This is a genomic window from Dermacoccus nishinomiyaensis (assembly GCF_900447535.1).
Classification (GTDB): domain Bacteria; phylum Actinomycetota; class Actinomycetes; order Actinomycetales; family Dermatophilaceae; genus Dermacoccus; species Dermacoccus nishinomiyaensis.
Genome location: NZ_UFXX01000001.1, coordinates 108158 through 125756 on the forward strand (window position 1 = coordinate 108158; position 17599 = coordinate 125756).

A 17599-nucleotide genomic window follows, 5' to 3' on the forward strand; every position below is an offset into this window, starting at 1 on the left:
TCTAGAGGCCGGGTCCGACAGGGCTCGGCGCCCGCACAAGACGCGCCCGCAGGCGCGAGGAGGTGAGCCGTCATGGCCTACTGGTACAACGTCAACACCGGTGCCGTGGAGCAGGGGGAGGAGACCAACGCCAAGAGCGACATGCTCGGCCCCTACGCCACCGAGGCCGCGGCGCGCGACGCCATCGAATCCGCGCACAAGCGCAGCGAGGAGTGGGACGCTGAAGAGCGTCGTTTCAACGGCGACGACTGACGCACCCATCCACGCGCGACGGGCCGCATCCCACGAGGGATGCGGCCCGTCGTCATGATCTGGCGCGGCGTGATGCGGCTGATCCGACGCGCATCTGGCCAGGAATGTCACCGTTGCCTGCCGGGTAGGGCCGCCCATGAGCCCCACGTGAGACGCTGACGCGCCCCACGCCATCGACGCATAGCATCGCAATGCAACGACGGGTGCGAAGGAGGGGAGCACAGGTGAGCGAGCTCGGGTTCGATCTGCGGCGGCTCGCGATCCCCGCCTATGGCCCGACGCTGCTGTTCGGTGCCGCTGAGGGCGCCATCCTGCCCGTCATCCCCTCGACGGCCGTGGCGCGCGGCGCGTCGGTGGCGCTCGCGGCTTTCGTCGCGATGCTCATCGGGCTCGGCTCGCTCGTGTCGAACATCCCCGCCTCACTCATCACGCAGCGCCTCGGCGAACGTCGCGCGCTCGTGCTCGCGGGCGTCGTCACGGCCGCGGGATGCCTGCTGTGCCTCGCGCCGAGCCTCGTCGCGCTCATGCTCGGTGTCGTCATCATCGGCATGGCGTCGTCGGTCTACATGCTCGCGCGCCAGAAGTACCTGACGGAGGCCGTCCCGCCCACGCACCGGGCGCGCGCGTTGTCGCTGCTCGGCGGCGTGGGTCGCATCGGCATGTTCGTCGGCCCCCTCGTCGGCGCCGCCCTCATCGGAGTGTTCGGCGGGCGTTCCGTCTTCGTCCTCGCCATCGTCTTCCTCGCGCTCGCGACGTGGTGCGCGCTGCTCATGGAGGATGTCGAGCGGGCCGGAACCGGGCCCGTCGAACGGGTCTCCACCCGCACCGTCGCACGCTCGTTCGCGCGCGTGCTGCTGACGGTCGGGCTCGGCGTCCTGCTCGTGTCGGCCGTGCGCGCGACACGGCAGGTCGTCATCCCGCTGTGGTGCACGCACATCGGCCTCGACGAGCAGTCGACGAGCGCCATCTACGGGATCGCGGGCGGCATCGACATGCTCGTGTTCTACCCGGCCGGCAAGGTCATGGACGTGCGGGGGCGCGCCGCCGTCGCCGTACCGTCGATGCTCATCATGGCCGCAGCCCTCGTCGCGCTGCCGTTCGCCCACACCTTCGCCGCGGTGCTCGCCGCGAGCTGCGCGCTCGGGTTCGGCAACGGCATCGGCTCTGGCATGGTGATGACGCTCGGCGCCGACTTCTCGCCCGACGTCGGACGCGCGCCGTTCCTCGGCCTGTGGCGCCAGCTCAGTGACACCGGTTCGACGATCGGGCCGCTCGCCCTGTCCGGCATGACGGCGCTCGCCGGCCTGAGCGCCGCCGTCGTCGTGAACGCGATCTTCGGCGTCCTCGCCGCCGCGATGCTCGCCTACTGGCCCGCCAAGCTCATGCGCGCCGGATGGGGTGCCGCCCGGCCCGAACCTGACGCCGCCGACTCAACACCCTCACACCAGCGCTGACATACCCGATCCTCTCGCGTCCCGCGCGAACGACGAGCGCGGGCGTCAGCTCTCGAAGCTGTGCTCGGGCGCCGGGAACGTGCCGGAGGCGACGTCTTCGCGGTAGGTGCGCGCCGCGTCGAGCAGCACGCTGCGCACGTCGGCGAACTTCTTGGCGAAGCGCGGATAGCGGCCGTCACGCAGGCCGGCGAAGTCGGTCCACACGAGCACCTGACCGTCGCATCCGGCGCCGGCGCCGATGCCGATCGTCGGCACGCGCAGCGCGTCCGTCACCTGCTGCGCGACGGGCGCCGGCACCATCTCCATGAGCACGCAGAAAGCCCCCGCGTCCTGCAGCGCCCGCGCCTCGGCGACCATGCGCTCGGCGTCGTCGCCGCGGCCCTGGACTCGGTACCCGCCGAGCGTGTGCTCGCTCTGCGGCGTGAACCCGATGTGCGCGATGACGGGGATGCCGCCGCGCACGAGATGCTCGACGGTGGGCGCCATGTGCGCCCCGCCCTCGAGCTTGACCGCGTGAGCGCGCCCTTCCTTCATGAGTCGCGCGGCGCTCGCGAACGCCTGCTGCGGCGATTCCTGGTAGCTGCCGAACGGCAGATCCGCGACGACGAGGGCGTGCTGCGCAGCGCCGCTGACGGCACGCACGAGGGGGATGAGTTCGTCGAGGGTGACGGGCAGCGTCGTGTCGTAACCGAGCACGTTGTTGCCCGCCGAGTCGCCGACGAGGAGCGTCTCGATGCCGGCCTCGTCGAAGATCTCGGCCGTGTACATGTCGTAGGAGGTGAGCATCGAGAAACGCTCACCGCGCTCCTTCAACTGCTGCAGCGTGACGGTGCGGATGCGCTTGCGTTCGGCGGTGCGGTACGGGGCGGCCTCTTCACTCATGGCTCCAGCGTAATCAGCAGCCGTTGGAGCCGTTCCCATCCGCTGGCGGGGGCGGATCGTGATAGCACCCTTCGTTACGCAAATGTTGTAAGCGACATCACCGTTCGCTGAGGGGAGGCTGGGTATCTTCACAGTGTTCACGCGCTGGACGTGGGCGCCCTTCTGCTCCTGGAGTACTCATGACACATCGTCGTTCGAACACGCCGCGCATGGCCGCGGCTCTCGTCGGCACGGTGACGGCCTTCGGTCTCATCGCAGCCCCGGTCGCCTCCGCCAACAACGCCCCGCCCGCAGGCGAGGGCCAGACCCGCGTCGGCAAGTCCGACGACCGTCCGAACCCGCTCGCGGAGAAGAAGGCCGACCTGCGTGACGCCGCCGTCAGCGCTCTCGTCACGGGCAAGGCGGCCACGAAGAAGGTCAACGGCAAGCGCGTCATCGAGGTCAAGGGCAAGGACAAGAAGGGCAAGACGAAGCCGCGTTACGTCCAGTACGACGTCAACCAGAAGGCGAACATCCTGAGCTTCCTCGTCGAGTTCGGTGACCAGACGAAGCCCGCCGCCGGTGGCGCGCCCGGCCCGCTGCACAACAAGATCGCCCAGCCCGACCGCAAGATGGACGGCGGCGCGACCGACAACAACAGCACGATCTGGAAGGCCGACTTCAACCGTCAGCACTACTTCGACATGATGTTCGGCAGCTCGGAGTCGTTCAAGGACTTCTACTCCAAGCAGTCGAACGGCCGCTTCGACGTCGAGGGCGACGTGAGCGACTGGGTCAAGGTGCCCTTCAACGAGGCGCGCTACGGCCACAACCCCGTCTCGGGTGACGGCACGAGCGAGGCCGAGGGCTCCTGGTCCTTCATCGCCGACAGCGCCACGGCGTGGGTCAACGCGCAGAAGGCAGCGGGCAAGAGCGACGCCCAGATCAAGGCGTACCTGCAGAGCTTCGACAAGTGGGACCGTTACGACTACGACGGTGACGGCAACTTCGACGAGCCCGACGGCTACATCGACCACTTCCAGGCCATCCACGCCGGCGAGGGCGAAGAGGCCGGCGGTGGCGCCCAGGGTGATGACGCCATCTGGAGCCACCGCTGGTACGCGTACCAGAACCTCGCGGGCAAGGCCGGCCCGTCGCAGAACAAGCTCGGTGGTGTGCCGCTCGGCGACACGGGCCTGTGGATCGGTGACTACACGACCGAGCCGGAGAACGGTGGTCTCGGTGTCTTCACGCACGAGTTCGGTCACGACCTCGGCCTGCCGGACCTGTACGACACGACGAACAAGGCTCAGAACGACGTCTCGTACTGGTCGCTCATGAGCGCCGGTTCGTGGCTCGGCGACGGCAAGACCGACATCGGTTCGCGCCCTGGCTACATGGGTCCGTGGGAGAAGCTGCAGCTCGGCTGGCTCGACGCCACGAAGGTCAGCTACGGCAAGAGCAAGAAGGTCCAGATCGGCCCGAGCGACCGTGACTCGGCGACGCTCGGCCAGGCGGCCCTGATCAACCTGCCAGACAAGACGATCACCACGACGTACAACAAGCCCAAGTCGGGGGCCAACGAGTGGTGGGGCGGCAGCGCCGACAACCTCAACTCCACGTTGACGCGTTCGATCGACCTCACGGGCAAGAAGTCCGCGAGCGTGACGACGGCCGCCTGGTACGACACCGAGGAGGGCTACGACTTCTTCTACGGCGAGGTCAGCACCGACGGTGGCGCCACGTGGGCGCAGGTGGGCAAGGAGGTCTCCGGTGAGAAGAAGAACTGGAGCGACCTCACGTACGACCTGAGCGCTTACGCGGGCAAGAAGGTCGACTTCCGCTTCCGCTACGCGAGTGACGGCGGCGTCCACGGGGCGGGCCCGTTCCTCGACGACATCCGCATCGTCGCCGACGGCGCGACACTGCTGTCGGACGACGTCGAGAAGGGCACGAACGGCTGGGTCGCGAAGGGCTTCACCCTCTCATCGGGCACGACGAGCGAGAAGAAGACGCACTACTACCTCGCAGAGAACCGTCAGTACAACGGCTACGACCGCTACCTCAAGACGGGTCCGTACAACTTCGGTTATCTCAAGCAGCAGGCAGAGCGTGTCGAGCACTTCGCCTTCCAGCCCGGTGTTCTCATGTGGTACGTCGACAACGAGTACGCGAACAACAACGTCTCCGAGCACCCCGGCCACGGCCAGGTGTTGCCCATCGACTCGCACGCGCAGGCGATGAAGTGGAAGGACGGCGCGCTCGTGTCGAACAAGCTGCAGCCCTGGGACGCGGTGTTCGGCTCGTCCTCGATGCCGTCGCTGACGCTGCACCGCAACGGTGACGCCACGACGTTCCCGAAGAGCAAGGGCGTGTCGACGTTCGACGACACGAAGGCGACGAACTACTACGACGCCTCCAACCCGACGGGTTCGACGCTGACGGCAGGCAGCGGCGTCCAGGTCACCGTCAGGGGTGTGAGCAAGGACAAGGCGCACCTCGACGTGCTTTTCCGCCGCTGACGCGCTGAGGCGAGCGGCTGAGTCCGACATGTGAGCGGCCCCGGGGATCATCCCCGGGGCCGCTCGTCGTCGGGTGACGCGGTGAGGCAGGATGGCGTCATGAACCGTCAGCAAGAGTTCGTGCTCCGCACGATCGAGGAACGTGACATCCGATTCGTGCGTCTGTGGTTCACGGACGTGCTCGGAACCCTCAAGTCGGTCGCCGTGGCGCCGGCGGAACTCGAGGGGGCGTTCGCCGAGGGCATCGGCTTCGACGGTTCGTCGATCGACGGTCTCGCGCGGGTCTACGAGGCCGACATGCTGCTGCGCCCGGACGCCTCGACGTTCCAGGTGCTGCCGTGGCGCGGCGAGAACCCCGGCACTGCGCGCATGTTCGCCGACATCCTGCTGCCCGACGGCACCCCGAGCCTCGCCGACCCGCGTGACGTGCTGCGTCGCTCGCTGACGAAGGCCGCCGACCTGGGGTTCACCTTCTACACCCATCCCGAGATCGAGTTCTACCTGTTCGAGAAGGACCTTGACCACGGCCGTCCCGTGCCGGTCGACTCGGCCGGGTTCTTCGACCACGTGCCGCACGGCACGGGCCACGACTTCCGGCGCGCCGCCATCACGATGCTCGAGAACATGGGCATCTCCGTGGAGTTCAGTCACCACGAGGGCGGGCCGGGGCAGAACGAGATCGACCTGCGCTACGCCGACGCGTTGTCGATGGCCGACAACATCCAGACGTTCAAGGCCGTCATCAAGGAGGTCGCGCTCGAGCAGGGCATCTTCGCGAGCTTCATGCCGAAGCCGATGGCAGGCCAGCCCGGCAGCGGCATGCACACGCACCTGTCGCTGTTCGAGGGTGACACGAACGCGTTCCACGAGCCGGGTTCGCCGTATCAGCTCTCGCGCACGGGCCGCCAGTTCGTCGCCGGCCTGCTCCACCACGCGCCGGAGTTCACGGCGATCACGAACCAGTTCGTCAACAGCTACAAGCGCATCTGGGGCGGTTCCGAGGCGCCGGCGCACATCTGCTGGGGGCACAACAACCGCAGCGCGATGATCCGCATCCCCATGTACAAGCCCGACAAGGGCCAGAGCACGCGCATCGAGGTGCGCACCCTCGACGCAGCGTGCAACCCCTACCTCGCGTACGCCGTGATGCTGGGCGCAGGCCTCAAGGGCATCGAGCAGGGCATGGAGCTGCCGCCCGAGGCCGAGGACGACGTGTGGACGCTCACCGAGCGCGAGCGTCGCGCCATGGGCATCCGACCGTTGCCGGCTTCGCTCGACGAGGCGATCCGCACGATGGAGGAGAGCGATTTCGTCGCCGAGGTGCTCGGCGAGCACGTCTTCGACTTCGTGCTGCGCAACAAGCACAACGAGTGGGCCGCCTACCGCGACCAGGTGACCGAGTTCGAGATCAAGCAGGATCTGCGCCGGTTGTGAGTCGTACGCAGCAGACCAAGAGTTCCGCGGCCTGGCGCAAGGCGGGCTACACCGACACCGAACGCGCCGGCTCGCTGGCCCAGGAGGTCGCCGACCTCGTCCCGACCGACGTCCTGCTCGACGTCACGGGCGCGGTCGCCGACCCCGACCAGGCGCTGCTCGCGTTCGTTCGGTTGCGCGAGGCGCTCGATGCTCCCGGCCGGCGCGCGCTGACGGAGGCGCTGACGCAGCCGCTCGCACGAGCGCGCTTGTTCGGCGTGCTCGGCGCCTCGAGCGCCCTCGGTGATCACCTCGTCGCCAAGCCCGAGCAGTGGCGCGACGTGGTCGCCGCGGAGCGTCGCGACCAGGCGGCGTTCGCTCAGGCGCTCATCGCCGAGATCGACGGGCGGGACGACGACGTCAGCGCCTACGACGCGCTGCGCGTGGCCTACCGTCGTCAGCTCGTGCAGATCGCGGCGCTCGACGTCACCGACGTCCCCGCCAATGTCCTGCCCGCGACGGCAGCGTCACTCGCCGACCTCGCGGGTGCCGCGCTCGAGGCGGGGCTGCACATCGCGACGCAGAGCGTCGAGGGCGCCGAGCAGGCTCGACTCGCCGTCATCGGCATGGGCAAGACGGGCGGGCGCGAGCTCAACTACATCTCCGACGTCGACGTCATCTTCGTCGCGCAGCCCGCGGACGGGGTCGACGAGGACGTCGCCCTGCGCTTCGCTACGGAGCTCGCGACCGAGCTGATGCGCGCTTGCTCGGCGAGCACGGGGGAGGGTTCGCTGTGGCAGGTCGACGCCGCGCTGCGCCCGGAGGGCAAGCAGGGCCCCCTCGTGCGCACCGTCGCGAGCCACCGCAACTACTACGAGCGCTGGGCGAAGGGCTGGGAGTTCCAGGCGCTCCTCAAGGCGCGCCCCATCGCGGGCGACCGTGAGGTCGGCGAGGCCTACATCGCCGCGATGCGGCCGATGGTGTGGCAGGCCAGCAAGCGCGAGAACTTCGTGGAGGACGCGCAGGCGATGCGCCGTCGCGTCGAGTCGCACGTGCCCGTCAGCGAGCAGGCACGCCAGATCAAGCTCGGCCCGGGCGGTCTGCGCGACATCGAGTTCTCCGTGCAACTGCTGCAGCTCGTCCACGGACGCACCGACGAGCGGGTGCGCGCCCGCTCGACGCTCGACGCCCTCGAGGCGCTCAGTTCGTGGGGTTACGTCGGGCGCACGGATGCCTCGGCGCTCGACCGCTCCTACCGTCAGCTGCGCGTGCTCGAGCACCGCATCCAGCTGAGCAAGATGCGTCGCACCCACCTCATGCCGACGTCGAGCGCAGACCTGCGCCGCCTCGGACGCGGCGTCGGGTTGATGCGCGACCCCGACGAGGCCGTCACCGCCCACTGGCAGGAGCTCGCGCGCTCGGTGCGCCGCCTGCACGAGAAGCTGTTCTACCGGCCGCTGCTGTCGGCCGTCGCGCGTCTCGACGACGATGAGGCGAAGTTGTCGGACGAGGGCGCGCGCGATCGTCTCGCCGCGCTCGGTTACGCCGACCCGAGCGGCGCGCTGCGCCACCTGCAGGCGCTGACGTCGGGGCTGTCGCGGCGTGCGCAGATCCAGCGCACGCTCATGCCCGTCATCCTGCAGTGGCTCGCCGACGGCCCGACCCCCGACGCCGGGCTGCTCGCCTACCGCCGCATCAGTGACGAGCTCGGCACCTCGCACTGGTACCTCAACACACTGCGCGAGGGCAGCACCGCGGAACTGTTCGCCGAGGTGCTGTCGAAGTCGCGCTACGTCTCGGAACTGCTCGAACGCGCGCCCGAGAGCGTCAAGCTGTTCGCCGACCCTGCGCTGCGCGTGCCGCGTGACGAGAAGGCGATCAGCGCGACGATGACGTCCGTCGCCGGTCGCCACGACGACGTCGACAAGGCGATGCTCGCGGCGCGCACCGTCCGCCGCACCGAGCTGACGCGCATCGCCATCGCCGACGTGCTCGGCGAACTCGACCTCGAGGGCGTCGAGAAGGCCCTCACCGACGTCATGGCCGCGATGCTGCAGACCGGGCTCGACCTCGCATGGCGCGCCGTCTGCGATGACTCGGACGCACGCCTCACCGACGTCACGATCATCGGTATGGGACGCTTCGGCGGGCGTGAGCTCGGCTACAGCTCCGACGCCGACGTCATGTACGTCCACCGCCCGCGCGACGGCGCCGACGCCGGTGCTGCGCAGGACCAGGCGCTCGCCGTCGTCACCGAGTTGCGACGCCTCGCCGCGCTCGCCGGGCCAGACCCGAAGCTCGAGATCGACGCCGCGCTGCGTCCCGAGGGCAAGCAGGGCCCCCTCGTGCGTTCCCTCGACTCCTACGCCTCGTACTACGAGCGCTGGTCGGAGGGCTGGGAGGCCCAGGCGTTGCTGCGCGCCTACCCGCTCGCCGGTGACGCCGACCTGGGCCGCGCCTTCGTCGACCTCGTCGATCCGCTGCGCTGGCCCGAGGGCGGCATCAGTGACGCCGCGGTGCGTCGCATCCGCACGCTCAAGGCGCGGATGGAGGCCGAGCGCATTCCCCGCGGGGCCGATCCGCGCACCCACTTCAAGCTGGGGCGCGGCGGGTTGTCCGACGTCGAGTGGTGCGTGCAACTGCACCAGTTGCAGCACGCCCACGCCCACCCACAGTTGCGTCGGACCGGCACGATCTCGACGCTACGGCTGCTCGCCGAGCTCGAGCTCATGGACGCCCACGACGCCGAAGTGCTCGCCGACGCATGGACCTTCGCCTCCCGGGTGCGCAACGCCTCGGTGCTGTGGCGCGGCCGCCCCGTCGAGTCGCTGCCGAGCGACCTGCGCGACGCGGAGGGCATCGCGACGCTGCTCGGACTGCCCGCCGGTGACGGTCGTCAGCTCGGCGAGGAGTACCGCAAGGCCTCGCGGCGCGCCCGGCTCGTCGTCGACCGCGTGTTCTACGGTGAGGATCCTCACAACAGCACCGGACCGAGCTTCCGACGCTGAGACGGGCGGGCAGGCGCTCGGTGCCGCCGCCTAGAATGGAGCGGTGATTTCGCGTCGTGACCTTCGTGGTTCAGCCCTGACCTCCCTCGATGCACGCGGCCTGCGCGATGCGCTGCCGCGCGCACAGTTCGACATTGAGGCGGCCCTCGACGTCGTGCGTCCGCTGTGCGAGCAGGTGCGCCATGACGGGGCCGACGCGCTGCGCGAGCTGGGGGAGCGATTCGACAAGGTGCGTCCGACGCACCTGCGGGTGCCCGCGGAGGTGCTCGCAGCCGCCGAAGCGCAGCTCGACCCCGCGATCAAGGACGCCCTCGTCGAAGCCATCCGCCGCGTGCGGATCGTCCACGCCGCGCAGGCGCGCGAGGACGTCACGACGCAGGTGAGCGACGGCGGCAGCGTCACTGAACGTTGGATCCCCGTCGAGCGCGTCGGGCTCTACGTGCCCGGCGGCCTCGCCGTGTACCCTAGCTCGGTCGTCATGAACGTCGTGCCCGCGCAGGTCGCGGGCGTCGACTCGGTCGCCGTCGCGAGCCCGCCGCAGGCGCAGAACACCGGCGAGTTCGCCGGTTACCCGCACCCGACGATCCTCGCCGCGTGCTCCCTGCTCGGCGTCGACGAGGTGTACGCCGTCGGCGGCGCGCAGGCCGTCGCGATGTTCGCCTACGGCGCACGGGAGAAGGATGGCACGAGCGTGTGCGAGCCCGTCGACCTCGTCACCGGCCCGGGCAACATCTACGTCGCAGCCGCGAAGCGCCTGCTCAAGGGCCTCATCGGCATCGACGCCGAGGCGGGCCCGACGGAGATCGGCATCCTCGCCGACGACACCGCGGACGCCGAGCACGTCGCCGCAGACCTCATCAGCCAGGCCGAGCACGACAACCTCGCGGCCTCCGTCCTCGTCACCGACTCGACGCGCCTCGCCGACGACGTCGAGGCAGCCCTCGAGCGCCGCGCCCGCGCGACGAAGCACAGCGAGCGCGTGCTCACGGCCCTCGGCGGTCCGCAGTCGGCCATCGTCCTCGTCGACGACGTCACGGCCGGGCTGCGCGTCGTCGACGCCTACGGCGCCGAGCACCTCGAGATCCACACCGCCAGCTCGCGCGAGGACGCGCTGCGCGTGCGCAACGCGGGTGCTATCTTCGTCGGCACCTACTCGCCCGTCAGCCTCGGCGACTACGCCGCCGGGTCGAACCACGTCCTGCCGACCGGCGGGTGCGCCTGCCACTCGAGCGGGCTGTCGGTGCAGTCGTTCCTCAAGGGCGTCCACATCGTCGACTATTCGCGCGAGGCCCTCGCGGAGGTCGCGGACGTCGTCGTCACGCTCGCGAACGCGGAGGACCTGCCGGCGCACGGCGAGGCCGTGACGGCGCGCTTCGAGCGTCGGGACGAGGCAGAGGCCGGGACGGAGAACGCGCCCGCATGAGCGAACCCACGATCACGCAGCTGCTGCGCGAAGACCTGCGAAACCAGAGCGCGTACGGCGCGCCGCAGCTCGACGTGCCCATCGCGCTCAACACGAACGAGTCGTCCTACGACGTGCCGGAGACGGTCGTGCGCAGCATCGTCGAGCGAGTCGAGAAGGCCGCGGGCGGGCTGAACCGCTACCCGGATCGCGAGTTCACCGAACTGCGCGCGGCCCTCGCCGACTACCTCGATCGCGTGACGGGCGTCCGGTTGCCCGTCGAGCAGATCTGGGCCGCCAACGGCAGCAACGAGGTGCTCAGCCACATCGTGCAGGCCTTCGGGGGCCCGGGCCGCGTCGCGCTCGGCTTCACGCCGAGCTACTCGATGCACCCGATCATCGCGCGCGGCGCGGGAACGACATGGGTCGACGGCCTGCGCGATCGTCGTGAGGGCGTCTATGACCTCGACGTCGACCTCGCAGTCGACCAGGTGCGCGAGCACCGTCCGAACGTCGTGTTCGTCTGCACGCCGAACAATCCGACGGGCACCGCGGTGAGCAACGACGTCGTGCGCGCCATCTACGACGCGGCGCCGAACGCCGTCGTCATCGTCGACGAGGCGTACGTCGAGTTCGCGCGCCCGGGCACGCCGAGCGCCCTCGAGCTGCTCGCCGATCACCCGCGCCTGATCGTCAGCCGCACGATGAGCAAGGCGTTCGCGTTCGCCGGCGCGCGCGTCGGTTACATGGCCGCCTCGCGCGAGATCTGCGACGCGATGCGTCTCGTGCGTCTGCCCTACCACCTGTCGTCGGTGACGCAGGCGACCGCGCTGGCGGCCCTCGACCACGCCGAAGAGATGCTCGCCATGGTCGATGCGATCAAGGCCCAGCGCGACCGCATCGTCGAGGCCGCGCGAGTGGCGGGGCTCACGCCGACGCCGAGCGATGCGAACTTCGTTCTCATCGGTGGTCTCACCGACGCGCACGCCACGTGGCAGGCCCTGCTCGATCGCGGCATCCTCGTGCGCGACGTCGGCATCGCGCACCACCTGCGCATCACGGCCGGCACGCCCGCCGAGACGGACGCCGTCATCGCGGCCCTCACCGACCTCGCCCCCACGCACGCCCTCCAGGAGGAGAAAGCATGAGCGACGCGACCGACTTCGTCATCCCCGACGTGCCCGCCGACCACCGGACAGCGCTCATCGAGCGCACGACGAAGGAAGCCTCGATCAGGCTGTGGCTCGACCTCGACGGTACGGGCACGTCCGACATCCGCACCGGGGTGCGCTTCTACGACCACATGCTCGACTCGCTGAGCAAGCACAGCCTCATCGACCTGCGCATCCGCGCCAGCGGCGACCTCGACGTGGACGCCCACCACACGGTCGAGGACACCGCGATCGTGCTCGGCCAGGCCCTGCGCGAAGCGCTCGGCGACAAGTCGGGCATCTCGCGTTTCGGGGACGCGAAGGTGCCGCTCGACGAGGCGCTCGTCGAGGCGGTCGTCGACGTCGCGGGCCGCCCGTACGTCGTCCACACCGGTGAACCGGACGGCCAGATCTACGCGGTCATCGGGGGCAACTACATCGGCTCCCTGACGCAGCACGTCATCGAATCGCTCGGCTACAACGCGGGCATCGCGCTGCACGTCAACGTCATCTCCGGGCGCGACCCGCACCACATCGTCGAGGCCCAGTTCAAGGCGATCGCCCGCGCGCTGCGCGCCGCGGTGGCGAAGGACCCGCGCGTGCAGGGAATTCCGAGCGCGAAGGGTGCTCTCTGAGTCATGCCGAGACTAGGTCGGCAGTCGAACTTCACCGGCGCGCTCGACGCCGTCGTCGTCATACGCGGCGATGCCGAGCGTGTGGCTCGCTGGGTCGAACAGGGCACCGTGCCCGCGTACGTCGTCGACCTCGACGGGCCGTGGTGCGCCGTCGTCGCGGCGGGCCCTGGGCATGCGGCCGCGCCCTTTGACGACGCCGCGACGGTGCTCGTCGCCCGCCCCGTTCCGCAGATGATGCGCCCGGCCGCCGGGTTCTTCGTGCACGGCGACGACGCCGTCGTCCTCGTCCAGCCGCGACGGTGGCGCTCCCTGCCGCGTTGGTTCGTCGTCCGCCGCGGTTTCGGGGTCGTGCGCGCGGCGCTGCCGCAGGCGAGCCTCGCGGATCTGCTCGCGGTGGGGGAGAACTCGCACCCGGAGACCCTCGAACGCGTCCTCGCGCAGCGCGGCGCCGAGCCGATCGAGGTGCTGCGTGGCGTCATGGTCGCCCTCGGCATCCCCGCCGGGCATCTGCTCGCGCTGCATCCGCGCGCGGCGATCGAGGCCGATCTCGTCGAACCTGATGCGAAGGCAGTACGACGATTCGACAAGCACACCCGCGAGGAACGCGAAGAACGGCGAGAGATCGAAGGGCACGCCCTGATGGAGGAGAAGCGATGAAGAAGGTCGCCGTGCTCGACTACGGCAGCGGCAACATCCACTCCGCCGTGCGCATGCTCGAACGCATCGGCGCCGACGTCGAACTCACCGCCGATCCCACGTCCGTGGCGCGCGCAGACGGGCTGTTCGTGCCCGGCGTCGGCAACTTCCACGCGTGCGCCGCGGGGCTCGTCGCCGCGGGCGGGCGTGAGCTCATCGCAGAGCGACTGACACGTCAGGCCCCCGTGCTCGGTATCTGCGTCGGCATGCAGGTCATGTTCGACGGCTCGAGCGAGCCGTCGCCGTCGCCGGTCGACGGGCTGGGGCTGTGGCATGGTCGAGTCGAGCGTCTCGACGCCCCGGTCGTACCGCACATGGGCTGGTCGCAGCTCGAACCGGCGCCCGGCAGCCGACTGTTCGCCGGTGTCGAGGACGAACGGTTCTACTTCGTCCACTCGTTCGCGGCCCCCGCGACCGTCGCCGACCTCAACTCGGGCGCCCGCGTCACGCTCGCGACGCACGGCACCCCCTTCGCCGCGGCCATGGAGCAGGGTGCGCTGAGCGCCACCCAGTTCCACCCCGAGAAGTCGGGTGACGCCGGCGCCGCGCTGCTGACCAACTGGCTCGACACCCTCTGATGCCATGCCCAGCCACCCCGATCCGACGGCTCGAAGGAGCACCATGACCACCGAACCCCGCCTCGAACTGCTGCCGGCCGTCGACGTCGCCGGCGGTGAGGCCGTCCAACTCGTCCAGGGCATCGCCGGGACGGGCGGCCAGTTCGGCGACCCCGTCGCAGCTGCACTCGCGTGGCAGGAAGCGGGCGCCGAGTGGCTGCACCTCGTTGACCTCGATGCCGCGTTCGGACGCGGCGAGAACCGCGGCCTGCTCGCCAAGATCGTCGGCACGCTCGACATCAAGGTCGAGATGAGCGGCGGCATCCGTGACGCCGAGTCACTCGAGGCTGCGCTCGCCACGGGCTGCCGTCGCGTCAACCTCGGCACCGCAGCCCTGGAGAACCCCGAGTGGACCGCTGCCGCCATCGCCGAGCACGGCGACCGCATCGCCGTCGGCCTCGACGTGCGCGGCACCACCCTCGCCGCCCGCGGCTGGACGAAGGAGGGCGGCGACCTGTGGGAGACCCTCGCCCGCCTCGACCGTGAGGGCTGCGCGCGCTACGTCGTCACCGACGTCGCGAAAGACGGGATGCTCGCCGGCCCCAACACCGCGCTGCTGCAGCAGGTGTGCGAGCGCACCGACCGCCCCGTCGTCGCCTCCGGCGGCGTGACGACGCTCGACGACCTGCGCGCGCTGCGCGAGCTCGTGCCGTACGGGGTCGAAGGCGCCATCATCGGCTCGGCCCTCTACAAGGGCACGATGACGCTCGCCGACGCCCTCGACGTCGCGGGGCGCCCCGAGTGAGCGGCCCGGGGCAGAGCGACACGGGGCCGAGCGACACGGCCGGCATCCCGTTCAACGGCCGCGAGGTGACGAGCACCGGTTTCGACGACGACCGCGGCGAGGCCGATGCGGCTCTCGTGGCGGCGCTGGCGAGTGGTGACGAGGAGGCGTGGGTCGCAGCGTTGGCCGAGAGCAGGTTGCTCGTGCCGATCGTCGCCGCCCCCACCGAGGTCGACACGAGCGGGGAGCACGCGGTCGAGAAGTCGACCGACATGGCTGTCGTGACGCTGACCGCGCCGGACGGTACAAAGGGCCTGCCCGTCTTCACGAGCCTCGAAGCGCTCGCCGCCTGGGATCCGGCGGCCCGCCCGTCACCCGTCAAGGCCGCGTTCGCGGCGCAGGCGGCCATCTCAGAGGAATGCGACGTCCTGCTGCTCGACATGGCCAGCGAGCATCGCGTCGTCGTGCGCGCGAGCATGGTCTGGGCGCTCGCGCAGCAGCAGGCCTGGGTGCCCGCCTACCGTGACACGCACGTGCGCTCCGCCATCGGGCAGGCTGTGCGCGTCGAGGAGGCCGTGCTCGCGCAGGAGTGCGTCGACGGGGGAGAGGGCGTGCTGCGGCTGCGTCTCACCCTCGCCCCGGGTCTGAGCCAGGACGAGGTCCGCGCGCTCGCCACACGCGTCGGCGAGCGGCTGGCCGCCGACGGTGAGACTCGCGCCCGCATCGAAGCTCTCGCCTTCGAGTTCGTCGCGGCGTGAGGCGCGGGCGGCACTGAAAACCCCGGAAGAGCCGGGGGGCACATGACGCAGGGGCCGGACGGTGAGATCTCACCGTCCGGCCCCTGCGTCATGCGTCGGCGCGTCGACACCTGGCGTGCGGTCTGACGTCGTGCTCAGTCGAACTCGTCGTGCAGCGGGAACCCGCACTCGTGCAGGTGGTCGAGCACCCGGTCCATTTCCTGTGGGCTGGGCAGCTCCTGGGTCACCTTCGTGATGCCGACACCCACATCGACCCGGTCAGCGGGCACGAGCCCGTCGGCGACGAGGTGGTTGCCCAGTTCGTGCATCTCCTCAGGAGAGAGCCGGCGCCGCATGAGCGCGAGCAACGGCTGGTAGTCGCGCTCCGGTACCCCCGTGGGGTAGCTGACGCGCAGCCAGTTGACGATGCGCTCGAGGGACGGGTTCATCGCCTCACTTCTTCTCGGCGAAGGTCGGGAACACGTGCTCGAACGACACCTTGTAGCCGAAGCCCGACGCGATGATGATGGCGAGGCCCAGCGCCACCGCGACGGCGACGAGCGCGAAGCAGAGCAGGCCGACGGGCTTGCACCAGGACTTGGCGCTCTCGCCGGTCGTGAGAGCCCCTTCACCGGCGGCGCAGCCACGCACGCCGAAGGCGAACAGGGCAGGCACGCCTGCACCGAGGACGATGGCGATGAGAAGCACCTTCCAGGCGCTCTCGAACGCGAGGGAGAGAGTGTTCATCGGGAACCAACCTTGGTCGCGGGGTGGACGGTGTTGCGGTCGGACTCGGCCACGACGTCGGGGATGTGCGTCGCCGCGAGGTCCTGCGGGTCCCACTCCTCGTTGACGTTGTTGTGGTCGACCGGCGTCTTGCGCGAGTGGTAGAACATGTAGGCCGCGAACGCGCACAGGATGGCGAAGACGACGATGCCGCCGGCGCCACCACCGATGACGTCACCGAGGTACCACATGAGCGCACCGACGACCGCGGCGGCGGGCAGGGTGATGAACCAGGCGAGCACCATGCGTCCGGCGACACCCCAGCGGACCTCCGCGCCCTTCTTGCCCAGGCCGGTACCGAGGATCGAACCCGTCGCGACGTGCGTCGTCGACAGCGCGAAGCCGAGGTGGCTCGAGACGAGGATGACGGCGGAGCTGGCCGACTCGGCAGCCATGCCCTGCGGCGACTCGATCTCGACGAGGCCCTTGCCGAGCGTGCGGATGATGCGCCAGCCGCCGAGGTAGGTGCCGGCCGCAATGGCGAGCGCACAGGCGAACTTCACCCACAGCGGAACGCTGTGCGTGTCGGTCCAGGAGCCGTAGCCGATGAGGGCGAGGGTGATGACACCCATCGTCTTCTGCGCGTCGTTGGTGCCGTGAGCGAGCGAGACGAGCGAGGCGCTGCAGATCTGACCCCAGCGGAAACCACGCTCGGACTCGGCGTGACTGACCTTCTTCGTGATGGCGTAGATGAGCTTCGTGCCCAGCGCCGCGACGACCGCCGCGATGAAGGGCGACAGGAACGCGGGGATGATGACCTTGCCGACGACACCATCGAGCTTCGAACCGTCACCCGTCCACTTGACACCCGCCATGCCGATCGCGGCGATGGCCGAACCGATGAGACCACCGAACAGTGCGTGGCTCGAACTGCTCGGGATGCCGAGCAGCCACGTGAGCAGGTTCCACACGATGCCACCGACGAGGCCGGCGAGCACGATGAGCAGCAGGGCCTGGCCGTGGTCGGCGAGGAACTCCGGTTTCGGAGCGCCGTCCTTGGCCTGGATCTTGATGACTGCGTTGGTGACGGTGAGGGCGACCTCGACCGACAGGAAGGCACCGATCAGGTTGAGGATGCCGGAGAGGGCGACTGCCACCTTGGGCTTGAGGGCACCGGTGGCGATGGACGTCGCCATCGCGTTGCCGGTGTCGTGGAAGCCGTTGGTGAAGTCGAACGCCAGTGCCGTGACGATGACGAGCACGAGAAGAATGAACGAGAAATCCACACGGAAAGTGTGCAACCGCGCAGTGGCCGCCGAGTGCGCTGTACGCAAACGGGTGTTGGCACTACGGGAAATTCGCGGGAGCGCCCGATATCTGTTCACCGGAAGTTCACCTCCC

General features: G+C 69.7%; 16 protein-coding genes. 12 read left to right on the plus strand and 4 right to left on the minus strand.

Features of this window, described 5'->3' with window-relative positions; all coding sequences use genetic code 11:
- Positions 1-72: 72 nt before the first annotated feature.
- Together DYE07_RS00740 and DYE07_RS00745 are read left to right on the plus strand one after the other, a co-directional pair.
- On the plus strand, positions 73-252 hold the full coding sequence (locus DYE07_RS00740) for a hypothetical protein (RefSeq protein ID WP_006944217.1): 180 nt from the start codon (positions 73-75) through the stop codon (positions 250-252).
- A gap of 191 nt (positions 253-443) precedes the next feature.
- Positions 444-1706: an MFS transporter gene (locus DYE07_RS00745; protein ID WP_074040718.1), complete on the plus strand. Its 1263-nt coding sequence runs from the start codon at positions 444-446 to the stop codon at positions 1704-1706.
- A gap of 45 nt (positions 1707-1751) precedes the next feature.
- Here the strand turns inward: DYE07_RS00745 and panB are convergent, their stop codons facing one another.
- Complete coding sequence (gene panB / locus DYE07_RS00750; RefSeq protein ID WP_050786456.1) at positions 1752-2588, minus strand: 3-methyl-2-oxobutanoate hydroxymethyltransferase; 837 nt, start codon at positions 2586-2588, stop codon at positions 1752-1754.
- A gap of 179 nt (positions 2589-2767) precedes the next feature.
- On the opposite strand from panB, the gene DYE07_RS00755 reads away from it, so the two are divergent.
- The 10 genes from DYE07_RS00755 to DYE07_RS00805 all read left to right on the plus strand — a co-directional run bounded on the left by DYE07_RS00755 (position 2768) and on the right by DYE07_RS00805 (position 15493).
- Positions 2768-5089, plus strand: coding sequence for an immune inhibitor A domain-containing protein (locus DYE07_RS00755; protein WP_115296117.1), 2322 nt, complete (start codon positions 2768-2770; stop codon positions 5087-5089).
- 99 nt (positions 5090-5188) lie between these two features.
- On the plus strand, positions 5189-6523 hold the full coding sequence (gene glnA / locus DYE07_RS00760) for a type I glutamate--ammonia ligase (RefSeq protein WP_074040717.1): 1335 nt from the start codon (positions 5189-5191) through the stop codon (positions 6521-6523).
- Positions 6520-9510, plus strand: a complete 2991-nt coding sequence (locus DYE07_RS00765) for a bifunctional [glutamine synthetase] adenylyltransferase/[glutamine synthetase]-adenylyl-L-tyrosine phosphorylase (RefSeq protein ID WP_115296118.1) — start codon at positions 6520-6522, stop codon at positions 9508-9510. Before glnA ends, DYE07_RS00765 begins: the two co-directional genes overlap by 4 nt.
- A gap of 43 nt (positions 9511-9553) precedes the next feature.
- Entirely contained in the window at positions 9554-10933 is a 1380-nt protein-coding gene (gene hisD / locus DYE07_RS00770; RefSeq protein ID WP_074040715.1) for a histidinol dehydrogenase, read from the plus strand.
- Positions 10930-12060 carry a histidinol-phosphate transaminase gene (locus tag DYE07_RS00775; protein WP_115296119.1) on the plus strand — a complete coding sequence of 377 codons (1131 nt, stop codon included), beginning with the start codon at positions 10930-10932 and terminating at the stop codon, positions 12058-12060. The genes hisD and DYE07_RS00775 overlap by 4 nt, the downstream gene beginning before the upstream one ends.
- Positions 12057-12698 (plus strand): imidazoleglycerol-phosphate dehydratase HisB, encoded by a 642-nt coding sequence (gene hisB, locus DYE07_RS00780; RefSeq protein WP_006944159.1) that lies wholly within the window; start codon positions 12057-12059, stop codon positions 12696-12698. The genes DYE07_RS00775 and hisB overlap by 4 nt, the downstream gene beginning before the upstream one ends.
- A 3-nt stretch (positions 12699-12701) precedes the next feature.
- Complete coding sequence (locus tag DYE07_RS14615) at positions 12702-13355, plus strand: hypothetical protein (RefSeq protein WP_006944237.1); 654 nt, start codon at positions 12702-12704, stop codon at positions 13353-13355.
- Positions 13352-13972, plus strand: a complete 621-nt coding sequence (hisH, locus tag DYE07_RS00795; RefSeq protein WP_115296122.1) for an imidazole glycerol phosphate synthase subunit HisH — start codon at positions 13352-13354, stop codon at positions 13970-13972. The genes DYE07_RS14615 and hisH overlap by 4 nt, the downstream gene beginning before the upstream one ends.
- A 43-nt stretch (positions 13973-14015) precedes the next feature.
- Positions 14016-14756, plus strand: coding sequence for a bifunctional 1-(5-phosphoribosyl)-5-((5-phosphoribosylamino)methylideneamino)imidazole-4-carboxamide isomerase/phosphoribosylanthranilate isomerase PriA (gene priA / locus DYE07_RS00800; protein WP_006944303.1), 741 nt, complete (start codon positions 14016-14018; stop codon positions 14754-14756).
- Positions 14753-15493 (plus strand): SseB family protein, encoded by a 741-nt coding sequence (locus DYE07_RS00805; RefSeq protein ID WP_006944234.1) that lies wholly within the window; start codon positions 14753-14755, stop codon positions 15491-15493. The genes priA and DYE07_RS00805 overlap by 4 nt, the downstream gene beginning before the upstream one ends.
- Before the next feature lie 134 nt (positions 15494-15627).
- Here the strand turns inward: DYE07_RS00805 and DYE07_RS00810 are convergent, their stop codons facing one another.
- Genes DYE07_RS00810 through DYE07_RS00820 form a run of 3 tightly spaced genes read right to left on the minus strand, consistent with a single transcriptional unit; the run spans position 15628 to position 17484 of the window.
- On the minus strand, positions 15628-15921 hold the full coding sequence (locus DYE07_RS00810; RefSeq protein ID WP_062256422.1) for a DUF3349 domain-containing protein: 294 nt from the start codon (positions 15919-15921) through the stop codon (positions 15628-15630).
- A 4-nt stretch (positions 15922-15925) separates the two neighbouring features.
- The gene (locus DYE07_RS00815) at positions 15926-16219 is read right to left on the minus strand and encodes a hypothetical protein (RefSeq protein WP_115296123.1); all 294 of its coding nucleotides are present in this window, start codon (positions 16217-16219) and stop codon (positions 15926-15928) included.
- The gene (locus DYE07_RS00820; protein WP_062256426.1) at positions 16216-17484 is read right to left on the minus strand and encodes an inorganic phosphate transporter; all 1269 of its coding nucleotides are present in this window, start codon (positions 17482-17484) and stop codon (positions 16216-16218) included. The genes DYE07_RS00815 and DYE07_RS00820 overlap by 4 nt, the downstream gene beginning before the upstream one ends.
- Positions 17485-17599 lie beyond the last annotated feature (115 nt).